At 47.2% G+C, this 14,139-nt stretch carries 13 protein-coding genes; all 13 read right to left on the bottom strand.

Features of this window, described 5'->3' with window-relative positions:
* Nucleotides 1-20: 20 nt before the first annotated feature.
* The 13 genes from hslU to rplS all read right to left on the bottom strand — a co-directional run bounded on the left by hslU (nt 21) and on the right by rplS (nt 14,074).
* Nucleotides 21-1,424 carry an HslU--HslV peptidase ATPase subunit gene (hslU, locus tag M1D59_RS08875; protein WP_020451385.1) on the bottom strand — a complete coding sequence of 468 codons (1,404 nt, stop codon included), beginning with the start codon at nt 1,422-1,424 and terminating at the stop codon, nt 21-23.
* A 16-nt stretch (nt 1,425-1,440) separates the two neighbouring features.
* A complete protein-coding gene (gene hslV, locus M1D59_RS08870; protein WP_458117943.1) occupies nt 1,441-1,986 on the bottom strand; it encodes an ATP-dependent protease subunit HslV in 546 nt (181 codons plus the stop codon).
* 13 nt (nt 1,987-1,999) lie between these two features.
* Entirely contained in the window at nt 2,000-2,914 is a 915-nt protein-coding gene (gene xerC / locus M1D59_RS08865) for a tyrosine recombinase XerC (protein WP_020451383.1), read from the bottom strand.
* A 66-nt stretch (nt 2,915-2,980) separates the two neighbouring features.
* Nucleotides 2,981-4,285 carry an FADH(2)-oxidizing methylenetetrahydrofolate--tRNA-(uracil(54)-C(5))-methyltransferase TrmFO gene (gene trmFO, locus M1D59_RS08860; RefSeq protein WP_020451382.1) on the bottom strand — a complete coding sequence of 435 codons (1,305 nt, stop codon included), beginning with the start codon at nt 4,283-4,285 and terminating at the stop codon, nt 2,981-2,983.
* Between the two features lie 75 nt (nt 4,286-4,360).
* Nucleotides 4,361-6,436 (bottom strand): type I DNA topoisomerase, encoded by a 2,076-nt coding sequence (gene topA / locus M1D59_RS08855; RefSeq protein ID WP_020451381.1) that lies wholly within the window; start codon nt 6,434-6,436, stop codon nt 4,361-4,363.
* Between the two features lie 204 nt (nt 6,437-6,640).
* Complete coding sequence (dprA, locus tag M1D59_RS08850; protein WP_026579738.1) at nt 6,641-7,543, bottom strand: DNA-processing protein DprA; 903 nt, start codon at nt 7,541-7,543, stop codon at nt 6,641-6,643.
* Nucleotides 7,544-7,655: 112 nt separating this feature from the next.
* The gene (gene sucD / locus M1D59_RS08845) at nt 7,656-8,558 is read right to left on the bottom strand and encodes a succinate--CoA ligase subunit alpha (RefSeq protein ID WP_020451379.1); all 903 of its coding nucleotides are present in this window, start codon (nt 8,556-8,558) and stop codon (nt 7,656-7,658) included.
* An 18-nt stretch (nt 8,559-8,576) separates the two neighbouring features.
* Nucleotides 8,577-9,737 (bottom strand): ADP-forming succinate--CoA ligase subunit beta, encoded by a 1,161-nt coding sequence (sucC, locus tag M1D59_RS08840; RefSeq protein WP_020451378.1) that lies wholly within the window; start codon nt 9,735-9,737, stop codon nt 8,577-8,579.
* Nucleotides 9,738-9,912: 175 nt separating this feature from the next.
* Nucleotides 9,913-10,197 carry a FlhB-like flagellar biosynthesis protein gene (locus tag M1D59_RS08835; RefSeq protein WP_025811381.1) on the bottom strand — a complete coding sequence of 95 codons (285 nt, stop codon included), beginning with the start codon at nt 10,195-10,197 and terminating at the stop codon, nt 9,913-9,915.
* Nucleotides 10,194-11,891, bottom strand: a complete 1,698-nt coding sequence (locus tag M1D59_RS08830) for a hypothetical protein (protein ID WP_458117942.1) — start codon at nt 11,889-11,891, stop codon at nt 10,194-10,196. The genes M1D59_RS08835 and M1D59_RS08830 overlap by 4 nt, the downstream gene beginning before the upstream one ends.
* Before the next feature lie 24 nt (nt 11,892-11,915).
* Complete coding sequence (locus tag M1D59_RS08825; RefSeq protein ID WP_048350339.1) at nt 11,916-12,683, bottom strand: ribonuclease HII; 768 nt, start codon at nt 12,681-12,683, stop codon at nt 11,916-11,918.
* A gap of 77 nt (nt 12,684-12,760) precedes the next feature.
* The gene (gene ylqF / locus M1D59_RS08820) at nt 12,761-13,612 is read right to left on the bottom strand and encodes a ribosome biogenesis GTPase YlqF (protein ID WP_020451374.1); all 852 of its coding nucleotides are present in this window, start codon (nt 13,610-13,612) and stop codon (nt 12,761-12,763) included.
* Between the two features lie 114 nt (nt 13,613-13,726).
* A complete protein-coding gene (rplS, locus tag M1D59_RS08815; RefSeq protein WP_020451373.1) occupies nt 13,727-14,074 on the bottom strand; it encodes a 50S ribosomal protein L19 in 348 nt (115 codons plus the stop codon).
* Nucleotides 14,075-14,139: the final 65 nt, after the last annotated feature.

The following is a 14,139-nucleotide window of genomic DNA, read 5'->3' as shown; positions in this document are numbered from 1 at the left end:
AATTACTCTTATTTAATTGTTTATAAAATAAACTGGCTTAAATCCTTATTCTTAGCGATCGAACCGAGCTTTTCTTCAACATATTGAGGCGTGATGACAACTTCCTCCATCGTTACATCCGGAGCCTCGAATGACAGTTCTTCCAAAAGCCGTTCCAAAATGGTGTGAAGCCTTCTCGCCCCGATATTGTCTGTGTCCTGGTTCACATGATAAGCCACTTCTGCAATCTTACGAATAGCATCGTCAGAAAATTCAAGAGATATACCTTCCGTCTTCAATAAAGCCTTATACTGCTTTAGAAGAGCGTTGTCAGGCTCAGTTAAGATTTTCACAAAATCATCGATGCTCAGCTTTTGAAGCTCAACGCGGATCGGAAAGCGTCCCTGCAGCTCTGGAATTAGATCTGAAGGCTTCGCCATATGGAATGCACCTGCAGCGATGAACAGCACGTGATCCGTTTTGACCGCACCGTACTTTGTCATGACGGTAGAGCCTTCTACAATCGGAAGAATATCGCGCTGCACGCCCTCTCTTGAGACGTCGGCCGATGAAGAAGCACCGCTCTTTTTGGCGATTTTATCGATCTCATCGATAAAGATGATTCCCGACTGTTCGGCTCTCAGGACGGCCTCCTGGGCAGCTTCGTCCATATCGATGAGCTTTGCCGCTTCTTCATTCGTCAGCACTTTTCGTGCTTCCCTAACCGTCAGCTTGCGGCGCTTTTTCTTTTTCGGCATCAGGCTGCTGAGCGCATCCTGCATGTTCATGCCCATCTGTTCCATACCCGAGCCTTGGAGCATATCAAACATGGATGGCTGCTGCTCCTCCACCTCCACGGTGACATAATGGTCTTCAAGCTCGCCGAGAGCAAGCTGATGTGCAATCCGCTTCCGGTTGTTTTCGATATCCGTGTCTTCATGCTTTTCCGCTTCATTCGTCTCTTGATCCTGATTACCGCCAAACAGCATTTCAAAAGGATTTTTCGCACCTGACTGTTTTTTCCTTCCCGGTACAAGCAGGCGGACGAGGCGTTTATTTGCGTTTTCTTCGGCGATGCCTTTCACTTCGTTCATTTTTTCCTCTTTGACGAGGCGGATTGACGTTTCCACAAGATCCCTGACCATCGATTCAACATCTCTGCCCACATAACCGACTTCCGTGAACTTCGTCGCTTCGATTTTGACGAACGGAGCGCCGACGAGCTTCGCGATTCGTCTTGCAATCTCGGTTTTTCCCACACCTGTCGGACCCATCATCAATATGTTTTTCGGAACGATTTCTTCGCGCAGTTTTTCATCAAGAAGACTTCTTCTGTAGCGGTTCCTCAATGCCACGGCGACCGCTTTTTTCGCATCGAGCTGGCCGACGATGTATTGATCAAGCCTTTCGACGATCTGCCTAGGAGTCAGCGGCTTTTTTTCCATATGCCTCATATCCTTTCTATTCAAGTTCTTCTACAATGATCTGATCGTTCGTATACACACAGATTTCGCCCGCGGTTTCAAGTGAGGCCCTCGCAATCGCTCTTGCGTCAAGCTGGCCGCCTGCATGACGTTTCAACGCCCTTCCGGCTGCCAGGGCATAGTTTCCGCCTGAGCCGATCGCCAAAATGCCGTCGTCAGGTTCAATCACCTCGCCTGTTCCGGAAACGAGCAGCATGCTGTCAGCGTTCATGACGATCAGCATCGCCTCAAGCTTTCTGAGGACTTTATCGCTTCGCCACTCTTTTGCAAGCTCGACTGCCGCACGCTGTAAATTGCCGTTGTACTCTTCAAGCTTCGATTCAAACATTTCAAAGAGCGTGAAAGCGTCCGCAACAGAACCGGCAAAGCCGGCAATGACTTTCCCGTTGAAGAGCTTTCTTACCTTTCTAGCGGTATGCTTCATGACGACAGCCTGACCGAACGTAACCTGGCCGTCTCCCGCCATCGCGCTTTTTCCGTTGTGCTGGACGGCGAATATCGTCGTTGCGTGAAAAGATGACATAAAAGAACCTCCTTTATTTCCCTTTATGTGCCCGAGGGTGATGAGACATATATGTCTTTCTGAGCATATCTTTAGATACATGCGTATACACCTGGGTTGAAGAAAGGTTTGAATGCCCAAGCAGTTCCTGAACGCTCCTGAGATCCGCACCCTCATTTAACAAATGGGTGGCAAAAGTATGGCGGAGCATATGCGGATGTATATGTAATGTACCCGAAGTCTTTTTGACCAGTTCTCCCAAAATGTAACGAACCCCCCTCGGGGTTAAGGGCCCGCCCCTTTGATTCAAAAAAATAAAAGGGCAAGGCTCTTTCGCTTTTAACAGCAGGATGCGTCTTCCATTTTGCAAATACAGATCCAAAGCCTCCCGGGCGAATGAACCAAATGGAATATACCTTTGCTTCCTGCCTTTCCCGTGAACCAAAACCGTATCTAAAAACAGATCCAAATCGGATTCCTTCAGGCTGCAAAGTTCGCTTACCCGCATGCCTGTTGCGTAAAGAAGTTCCAAGAGCGCCTGATTCCTTTGGCCGAGCGGTGTACTCAAGTCCGAAACCTCAAACAGTTCTTCAAGTTCTTTTTCATATAAAAATTTTGGAATCCGTTTATCCTGTTTCGGAAGACTGACAAGCAGAAACGGGTTTTCTTTTACCATCTTTTCCCTTAATAAAAATTTATAGAAGCTTCGCAGAGCCGAAATTTTCTTGCTGATCGTCCTGCGAGTAAGCCCTTTTTCATGCGCTTCCGTCAAGAAAATTCTCACATCCGGATAAGTCACGTCTTCAAAACCTTTTATGCCCTGAACTTGTAAAAAGCGTTCAAAGTCTTCAATAGAAGAAATGTAACCCACAATTGTATATTTTGAATAATTCTTTTCTATTTGTAAATATTCAATGAATAAAGTTAAAAAATTCTTAACATTTGCCATCATTACACCTCTTCGAAAAGGGCTTTTAAATGTTATCACATAACAAGTTCATCTGGCAATGAATAACTATAGCGTTTTCGAAATATTTTGAATTGTCTCCAATGCGCGCGAAGCATACTGTTCATTTCGTTCCTGCTTGTTTTTAATTTTAACCCCCAATTCCTTGAACAGACCGAAGTTCGCATTCATCGGCTGGAAGTTTTTCTTGTTTGTTTCCGTGATGTAATGGGCCATGCTGCCGATCGCTGTTTCATTTGAAAAAGTGACCGGTTCTTTTCCCTGGATGAGCCGAGCCGCATTTATTCCGGCAACAAGACCTGAAGCCGCTGATTCAACATACCCTTCAACACCTGTCATTTGGCCGGCGAAAAACAGATCGTCCCGTTTTTTAAACTGGTAGGTCGCTTTTAAAAGACTCGGCGAGTTGATGAACGTATTTCTGTGCATTACGCCGTAGCGGACGATTTCAGCTTGTTCCAGTCCCGGAATAAGGCGGAGTACTTCCTTTTGGTCGCCCCATTTGAGGTGGGTCTGAAAACCGACGATATTGTAAAGCGTGCCGGCTGCATCATCTTGGCGCAGCTGCACAACGGCGTATGGACGCTTTCCTGTTTTGGGATCTTCAAGACCGACAGGCTTCATCGGGCCGAACAGCATCGTTTTTTTGCCGCGCTTCGCCATGACTTCAATCGGCATGCAGCCTTCAAAGAAGATTTCCTTTTCAAATTCTTTCAATGGAACAGTTTCCGCAGACACAAGGGCGTCATAAAATCTGTCAAACTCTTCTTCAGTCATCGGACAGTTCAAATACGCTGCCTCCCCTTTGTCATAGCGGGATTTCAAATAGACTTTATCCATGTCAAGGCTGTCTTTCTCAACTATCGGCGCAGCGGCGTCATAAAAGTACAGATAGTCCTCTCCTGTCAGCTCCCGGAGCTTCGCGGAAAGCGATTCTGACGTCAGCGGTCCTGTTGCAATAATAGTCGGTCCTTCCGGTATTTCCGTGACTTCTTCATTGAGCACAGTCACATTCGGATGATTCTTTACTTTTTCGGTAACGTTTGCGGCAAATTCATGCCTGTCTACGGCAAGCGCACCGCCGGCAGGAACAGAACATTCGTCAGCAGCAGCGATGATGGCCGAGTCAAGAACCCGCATTTCTTCCTTTAATACACCGACAGCGTTCGTTAATGAATTCGCCCGAAGCGAGTTGCTGCAGACAAGTTCTGCGAATTTATCTGTATGGTGTGCCGGCGTTTGTTTAACAGGCCTCATTTCGTATAAACGGACATTGATACCTCGCTTGGCAAGCTGCCATGCAGCTTCGCTTCCGGCAAGTCCTGCACCGATGACATTTACTGTTTGATTCATATTCACATCTCCTAATTTATGAGTTGACTTCATCTTTTAACACAACAAAGAAGGTGAGCAAAGCCCTGCTCACCGCTACTTTTGTTGTTCTTCCTTATAATCGCAATTCACGCACTGCACTTGAACGCCTTTTTTGAGCTTTTTCTCGACAAGCATGTCCTCACATTTCGGACATTTCCGTTCAAGCGGTTTATCCCATGATACGAATTCGCATTCAGGATAGCGGTCACAGCCGTAAAAAATACGGCGTTTTTTCGATTTGCGCTCGACGATGTTGCCGGTTTTGCATGAAGGGCATTTGACCCCGATCTCTTTTACAATCGGCTTGGTGTTGCGGCAGTCCGGAAAATTGGAGCAGGCCATAAATTTGCCGTAGCGGCCCATTTTATAGACCATCGGGTGGCCGCACTCTTCACAGTCCACACCCGCATACTCCGGTTCGATTTCCACTTCCTGCATCTCGGCTTCCGCCTTTTCAACGCGTTTTTCAAAGTCCTTGTAAAAGGAATCGATGATCTGCACCCATTGAATGTTTCCGTCTTCAACGTCATCAAGCTCTTTTTCCATTTTGGCGGTGAACTCAACATTAATGATCTCAGGGAAAAACTCCATGATCAAGTCAAGCACGATTTGACCGAGTTCAGTCGGGATAAAGCGTTTGTTATCAAGGGCGACATACCCGCGCTTTTGAATTGTGTCAAGCGTCGGCGCGTAAGTCGACGGACGGCCGATTCCCAGCTCTTCAAGCGTTTTGACCAGCCTTGCTTCCGTATAGCGCGGAGGCGGCTGTGTGAAGTGCTGTTCGGGTTCGATATCTTTTGAAAGAACGGTGTCGCCTTCAGCGAGATCCGGAAGCATCTTATTCTTCTCTTCCATCTGATCGTCTTTTCCTTCAACGTACACCTTCATGAAACCTGAAAACTTGACTTTACTGCCGTTCGCCCGAAATGTCAACCCGTTGTTTTCAAGATCAACGCTCATCGTATCGAGTGTCGCCGGAGCCATCTGGCTTGCGACAAAGCGCTCCCAGATCAGCTTGTATAGTCGAAGCTGGTCTCTTCCCAATACCGCCTTCAGATCGGAAGGCTTTCTGAGCACCGAGGTCGGCCTGATCGCTTCGTGGGCATCCTGGGCGTTTTCATTCTTTTTGGCAGGTTTTCGCTTGCTCCCCAAAAATTCTTTTCCGTACTGTTCGCCGATGAATGATGCCGCTTCTTCTTGAGCTGTATTCGAGATGCGGGTTGAATCCGTTCTCATATAAGTGATTAACCCGACAGTTCCTTCTTTGCCGAGATCGATTCCTTCATAAAGCTGCTGGGCGATCATCATCGTTTTCTTTGCCCGGAAATTTAATTTACGCGCCGCTTCCTGCTGAAGCGTCGATGTTGTAAACGGGAGCGCAGGGTTCCGCTTCCGTTCTTTTTTCGTAACCTTTTTAACCTCAAATTTGTTCCCTTTGATCTGGGAGAGGATTTGTTTTACATCTTCTTCGCTTTTCAGCTGGTGCTTTTCGCCGTTTATTCCGAAGAAACTCGCTTCAAATGTTTCTTTGCCTTTGAGAAAAGACCCTTCAATGGTCCAATATTCTTCAGGTTTAAAATCGTTGATTTCTTTTTCTCTGTCAATGATAAGGCGGAGTGCAACAGATTGGACACGTCCCGCACTCAAGCCTTTTTTTACTTTTTTCCATAAAATCGGGCTGATTTTGTACCCTACAAGGCGGTCCAGAATTCTTCTCGCCTGCTGGGCGTCGACAAGATCCATATTGATCATGCGCGGATGCTTAAATGAATCTTTGATCGCATCTTTTGTAATCTCATTAAATACGACGCGGCAGTCGGAATTCAGATCCAGATCAAGGCTGTGTGCCAAATGCCACGCGATCGCTTCCCCTTCCCTGTCGGGGTCGGCTGCGAGATAGACTTTTTTTGCCTTTTTGGCGGCCGTTTTTAATTCTTTTAACACGGGGCCTTTCCCGCGGATCGTGATGTATTTTGGTTCAAAGTTCTGCTCGATGTCAACGCCCATCTGGCTTTTCGGCAAGTCTCTGACGTGTCCCATCGAAGCTTTCACTTTATATTTTTTTCCTAAGTATCGCTCAATCGTTTTTGCCTTTGCAGGCGATTCCACGATGACTAAGTATTCGGACATAACATTATCCCCCTCAAGAGGTGTTCTCTCTCTTTTCAATTTAGCCTTTTTATTGTATTCAGCATAATCGTCGTTTATATAATCATTATTTTTACGAAAAGTGTCTGATTTAATCCTTCTATATGTTGAACGCCGATTAAAGCGTTTAAACTTGAAATCCTCACTATTATTAAATATTACAATACAGTTTGTCAAACGATAATTCTAAACAGGTTCCGGATATTGAGTGCGTGAAGGCGGCAGTTCGCTCAAAATATCTTCAATATTCAATACGAGTTTCGCCCCTTCCTGGATCAGCCTTGAAGGACCGAAAGAGTTGGCGTCAAAGATCGGACCAGGCACGGCGAACACCTCCCGCCCCTGCTCAAGGGCTTGATATGCTGTGATGAGCGACCCGCTCTTTTCCTTTCCCTGGACGACAACGATTCCTTCCGTTAATCCGCTGATCAGCCGATTTCGCATCGGAAAGTGCCATTTTTGAGGTTTAACGTGGGGAGGGTGCTCTGATACCAGCAGGTGGTTTTCGGCCATTTGACCGGCGAGCTGGCGGTGTTCACGGGGATATATGCTATTGAATCCGCCCGCGATGACGCCGATTGTCCTTCCCTTTGAACAGATGCTCTCCTGATGGGCAAGACCGTCAATTCCTTTTGCAAGGCCGCTGACGATCGTCCAGCTTTTTTTGCAAAGCTCCCTGACAAGGTGAACCGCTGCTCTTTTTCCGTATAATGACGGGCTGCGGGTTCCGACGATTCCGATCAGTCTTTGTTCATTGAGAAGTTTAACATCTCCTTTTAAAAAAAGGACGGGAGGCGGGTCATGAATGGTTTTCAGGCTGGCTGGATAATCGGGGGAACATATGGCGGCCATGCGGACTCCGGCCGCTTCGTAAGAACGGATGAGCCGTTTAACATTAGACAGTTCTTGTTTCGCCAGTTTTCGTATGGAGCACAAGTCTGATCTTTTTAATGAAAGCTTCGTTAAAAGATGGTTTTTTTCGCCCGTAAGAGACAAGGAAGGATCCTGCTTCCACCACTTGGTCAGCAGAGAAGGGGAGAGTGTGCCGCGAAGGCGGAGCAATATCAAAAGCTCGCTGCTGTCGTTCATTCAAAAACCTCCAAACATTTTTAAAACAAAACAATCTGAAAGTACTAAACGATTTAACCAGTTATGAAAAAGCAGGAATAGACCAATCGGACTATTCCCGCTCATGTTAAGATCAATGTGTTTTACACGTTTCGTAAAGGCCTTTTTCCTTCAGCACTTTAATCAATGTTTCTCCCATAACAGAAGGCGTTTCAGCCACTTCGATTCCGCAGGCGTTCATTGTTTTGACCTTTTCGTCCGCTGTTCCTTTTCCTCCGGAAATGATGGCGCCGGCATGCCCCATACGTTTGCCAGGAGGCGCTGTTTTTCCTCCGATGAAACCGACGACAGGTTTGGTCATGTTGGCTTTCACCCATTCGGCCGCTTCCTCTTCAGCTGTTCCGCCGATTTCGCCGATCATGATTACCGCATGTGTATCAGGATCTTCATTAAACGCCTTCAGCACATCGATGAAGTTCGTCCCGTTGACAGGGTCTCCGCCGATGCCCACTGCCGTTGACTGGCCGACTCCTGCTTCTGAAAGCTGATGAACCGCTTCATATGTAAGGGTTCCTGAACGCGACACAACGCCGACATGGCCTTTTTTATGGATATATCCGGGCATGATCCCGATTTTACACTCCTCAGGCGTAATGACTCCTGGACAGTTCGGACCGATGAGCCTTGTTTTCTTGTCTTCCATATACCTTTTAACTTTTACCATATCCAGCACCGGAATGTGCTCAGTAATACAGATGACAAGATCAAGCTCAGCATCTGTCGCTTCCATAATCGCATCGGCTGCAAAAGCCGCAGGAACGTAAATGACAGACGCATTTGCCCCGGTCTGCTTTACAGCCTCTTCGACCGTGTTGAACACAGGCACCCCTTCAACCTCTGTTCCGCCTTTGCCTGGTGTGACTCCGCCGACAATTTTCGTTCCGTATTCAAGCATCTGCTTTGTGTGAAACAAAGCGGTTGAACCCGTTATCCCCTGAACAATGACTTTTGTGTCTTTATTAATAAATACACTCATTTTGGTCCCCTGCCTTTCTTACTTCACTAAGGATACGATTTTCTGCGCGCCGTCAGCCATTGATTCCGCAGACGTAATATTGAGTCCTGAATCATCGAGGATCTTCTTGCCGAGATCGACATTGGTGCCTTCAAGGCGAACGACAAGCGGCAATGTCAGACCGACTTGTTTCGTCGCTTCAACAACACCTTCTGCAATGACGTCGCATTTCATGATACCGCCGAAAATATTGACAAAGATCCCTTTGACGTTTTGATCAGACAAAATGATCTTGAACGCTTCCGTTACCTTTTCAGCTGTCGCGCCGCCTCCAACGTCAAGGAAGTTGGCCGGTTCCCCTCCGTAGTGCTTGATAATGTCCATGGTCGACATCGCAAGCCCCGCTCCGTTGACCATGCAGCCGATGTTTCCATCGAGCGAAATATAGCTTAAATCATACTTGGATGCTTCGATTTCCTTCGGATCTTCTTCATCGAGATCTCTGTACTCCAAGATGTCTTTTTGTCTGTATAGCGCATTGCTGTCAAAGTTCAGCTTGGCGTCAAGGGCCATGACTTTTCCGTCACCTGTGACGACGAGCGGATTGATTTCAGCAATGGAACAGTCTTTTTCAGTAAACGCCTTGTACAATCCCATCATAAACTTAACAGCCTGGCCGACAAGCTCTTTCGGGATATTGATGGCGAAGGCGATTTTTCTCGCCTGGTAACCCTGCAGTCCGACAGCCGGATCGATCACTTCTTTGACGATTTTTTCCGGCGTTTTTTCAGCGACTTCTTCAATTTCCGTGCCGCCTTCTTCGGATGCCATCAGCACGATGCGTGAAGTCGCCCTGTCAAGAACCAGACCGACATAGTATTCTTTTTTGATATCGCAGCCTTCTTCAATAAGTAAGCGTTTTATTTGCTGGCCGTCAGGACCCGTCTGGTGAGTGACAAGCGTCTTCCCCAACAATTCTTCCGCATAGGCTTTGACTTCTTCTTTTGATTTTGCAATTTTAACCCCGCCAGCTTTACCGCGTCCGCCGGCGTGAATTTGAGCTTTCACGACATAAACCGAGCTGGACAGCGCTTCCGCTGCTTTGACCGCTTCATCTGCTGTAAATGCCACTTTACCTTCCGGAACAGCCACTCCGTATTGTCTGAGTACTTCTTTCCCTTGGTACTCATGGATATTCATTTCCCATCCTCCTAACTTATGTAGCAAAAATAAAAATAGACTGCGCTTTCATTTTATATAATCATAGATCGATTGTCTAGGTTTCGATGAGAAATCGTAAAATCCTTCTAAACATTCACACTTTTATTTTATTAAAAATATAAAATTAATAGAGGAAACGGCTTTTTTTCAAAAGTCATTCCCTCTTTTTCATTTTTTCATCAAGCGTATAGACGAATGAAAAGATCTCGGCGACGATTTCGTAAAGCGCTTCAGGAATGTGATCGTCAAGCTCCAAGTGGCGCATTAATTCGACAAGCGTCGCATCTTCCTGAATCGGAACGCCGGCTTTCTGCGCCTCTTCAATGATCTTCTCCGCCGTGTATCCCGATCCTTTGGCAACCACCTTCGGCGCCTTATCCTTCATTTCATCGTAGTGAAGCGCAACAGCTCTTCTTAATGGAACAGATTCTTCCTTCATATTTTCACATCCACTGCGCTCTCTGTAATTTGTTCAAAGCGGGCGTCCAGAAAAGGAGCAAGCTTCATGTTTTCCCGTTTTTTTGCTGTGACGCCTGACAAGCTGTAGCCCAGTTCTTTCAGATTTTCCTTTAAAGCGGGGACCAGCGGTTCAAGCAAAGGCTCCAAGTCGAATCCTGTTTCAATTGTAACCGTCATGACGTTTTGCTGGATTAAACAATCGATCACCGTCTCTTCCAAGGCCTCCAACTGAAGGTAAAACATAAGGCGGCACTGGGAAGGGTCGATCTTTCCGTCGTCCTTTTTCTGCCCTTTTAAGAAAACGGTCAAATCCTGAACGCCGTTTTTTGAAAACAAAGGGTACGACAGAAAAAGCTGGCTCTGGGCAGGCTGATCATTTTGCAAAAACAGCTGTCCGTTTAAACGGTGAAAGATTTGATCAGCTTCCTGTTTTACAGGAGCGGGAAGATCGGAAGCATGCCTCATTTCATTCAGCACGAGCTTTAAAGATTGAAGGCCCTGATCTTTGTGAACAGCGCCGTTTTCCATCGCTCTCAACAATGAGAGTTCATCTCTGACGCCTAAAAGGTCTTTGATCTTGAGGAGAACGGAAAATACATCGGCTTTATTCGTTAATGCAGGTGCTGTTTCTTTCATGATATGCTGCAATAATTCCGTCTCTTTTGGCGTGAATCCGCCCGGAACGGCCGGAGCTTGTCCTAGAGATCCGCTCGATTCAAGCGCTCTGATGACGCCTGCCGCTTCTTTTACAATATGCGTCCCGTTCGTTTCGGCTTGTGCCGCCAATTTAGCGAGCAGGTCTTTAGCTGCCGCGATTTCTGCTTTTTGCGGCTGCTGCTGAACAGCTTTTGCTTCTTGTCCTTGGGTGCCGCCGGCGTCAGCTTTTTGCAAAGGATTCCCGACTTCTGAATGAACCTGCGGCTTTAATGGCTGAACGCCCTGCAGTTCTCCTTTTTCGAGCGACCTGACGTGTTCTGCAAGCTTTTGAATCAGCTTTTCGGCATGCACCTCGGTCTCCGCTTGTAAAACAGGCAAAAGCGCCTGCTTCAGCTTTTCCATGCCTACGGATTGCTGAGTGGCGTTCGTGATCATATCAAATGTTTTGGCAATCTGCTCGTTCAGCGGTACTGGGTTTTTGACGGCCAAAATCGAATCGAGCACGCCGGGATGGACGGGAAGTTCGCGTTTAAGAGCGAACATGACGGCATCGGCGCCTTTTTGGGCGTCAGACTTCGGCAGATTTTCAAGCCACTTGATGGCGGCTCTTAAATCGTTTTCCCTGATCGGCTGCTGCTCCTTCAGCAACGCTCCGACCAGAAAGACAGCTTCCTTCGTCCGCTTCAGAGAAAGCCCGTTCAACAGCTTAAAAGCGGCATCCTGCACTGTCTTTGGGTTTTTGTCAAACGCTTCAACGACCTGAAGGCGGCCTGTCGCTTCATCAGGCTTCTTTTCATACGAAAACCAGTAATGAGCGCCCGCTTTCAGGGGTGCCTCAAGCTTCCCCTGCCATTTCGTATTGCCGATTTGTATTTCGGCGAACTGCTCGCTGATAAAGCGGAGCACTTTGCCGAGCATCAGCCTTTTCTGATCCGTCTCCGTTCCGCTGATCCGCTGGAGAGGATCAGCTTGTTCAAATTGTTTTCTTAAGCTGTTATGTACATCGTTCAGCATCATCAAAGTCATTCTTCCTCCGGAACGTTATTCATGTGCTTTAACAGGGGCGAACGATCTTCGGTGTATCGGCGACGGGCCGTATTTGGCAAGGGCATGCAGATGCTCTTTTGTTCCGTAGCCTTTATGCTTTTCAAAGCCGTAGAGAGGATACTTTGCGGCGTATTCATCCATCAGCCTGTCTCTCGTCACTTTTGCGATGCATGCGCCTGCCGCTATCGATGCGCTTTTTGCATCCCCTTTAATGATCGATGACTGCTCTGTTTCGACTGCAAGCGACATGGCGTCGATTAGAAGATAATCCGGAGCGACGTCCAGCGCTTGGACCGCTTTCAGCATCGCCGCTTTCGAGGCTTCATAAATATTCAGCTCATCGATCTCATCAGCGTCAGCGATCCCGACGCCGACTGCTGCAGCTTCTTCCATAATGTATGAATAATAGTCTTCTCTTTTTTGCTTTGACAGTTTTTTCGAATCTGTCAGCCCTAATATTTCACAGTCTTCTTTGAGGATGACAGCGGCGGCAACAACAGGCCCTGCGAGAGGCCCTCTGCCCGCCTCGTCGATTCCGGCGATATATTGATAGCCCCGCGCTCTCAGCGACCGTTCGAAAGACGTCATCACCTGCCACTCTTCCTGCATGGCCGAAAGCCTTTCATTTTTCTTCAGCCAGGCGTCGACAAGCGCTTGGACGCTTTTCCGCCCATCATTTTTGCACTGCTCTATAAAAGGGTCTTTTTCATCACTCACCGATTGAAGATGTTCTTTAATTTCTTTGACGGTTAATGTTTTCACTTTCTCTTCTCCCCTAATGTTCTTATCGGCGCATCTCCTGCAAAAATAAAGGCCCGCTCTTTTAAAAGCGCGCCTTTTTACATATCCTCCGGCTTTTCAAAAGAAAGCGGACCGAACTTTTCGGTGCGGATATCGCGGATGATGACTTCTGTCGTCTTGTCGTAATTGATCTCGCCTCCGGCCATGAGACAGCCGCGTTTTTTTCCGATCTCATCAAAAAGCGCTGCAATCTCTTCTGGAATCTCTTCCAGATCATAGCGCTTTTTTAAGCGCTCAGGGTAATTCTCTTCCAAAAAGCGCAAACCGTAGACGGCGACATCCTGCAAGTTGATAATCGAATCTTTAATTGCACCTGTTGCCGCAAGCCTCAGCCCGACAAGCTCGTCCTCAAACTTCGGCCATAAAATCCCCGGGGTATCGAGAAGCTCGAGCTCTTTTCCCACCTTCACCCACTGCTGCGCCGTTGTGATCCCGGGTCTGTCGCCCGTTTTGGCGATGTTTTTTTTCGCCAGCCGGTTGATTAAAGTCGATTTGCCGACGTTCGGAATGCCGACGATCAACGCTCTGATCGCGCGCGGCTTTACACCTTTTGCTTTCATTTTATCAAACTTTTCTTTCAGCAGCTCTTTTGAAGCGGGAAGAATTTGATTGAGCCCCTGTCCGTTGACCGAGTTGATGGCGAGAGAAGGAATCCCGTCTTTTTCAAAGTGCTGCTTCCAAGCCTTCGTCACGGAGGAGTCCGCTTTATCCGCCTTGTTGAGCAGCATGATCCTCGGTTTGTTTTTTAAAATCTCTTCAATCATCGGGTTTCTTGAAGACATCGGAATTCTGGCGTCGACCAGTTCGTATACAATGTCGATCAGCTTGAGTTTCTCCGTTACTTCCCGCCTCGCTTTGGCCATATGCCCTGGGAACCATTGGATCACCATTTGTCTGACACCTACTTTCTGTTATTGCTATTCTTTTAATGGTGTGGTGCATTTATACTTGTTTGACAAAAAAAGAGCTTGTTATGGTTAACAAGCTCTTTTCGTTCGTTATCTTTATCGTCTGATTTCTTTAATACGAGCCGCTTTTCCACGAAGTTCGCGCAGGTAATAAAGTTTCGCACGGCGTACTTTACCATGACGGACAACTTCGATTTTCGCGATTTTCGGTGTGTGCAATGGGAATGTACGCTCAACTCCGACACCGTAAGAAATCTTACGAACTGTGAAAGTTTCGCTGATTCCGCCACCACGACGCTTAATCACGACACCTTCAAAAACCTGGATACGCTCACGGTTACCCTCGACAACTTTAACGTGTACACGTAAAGTATCACCAGGACGGAACGCAGGCAAATCAGTGCGCAATTGTTCTTTTGTGATATCTTCAATCAATTTTTGCATCGTCTTCAACTCCTTCCAACAGATGCTCTTGCGCGAGTTAACCGGCACAGCGGAACATCGTTTTC

Source organism: Bacillus sp. PK6-026 (assembly GCF_054161455.1).
This window is presented reverse-complemented; position numbering and strand designations above follow the sequence as displayed.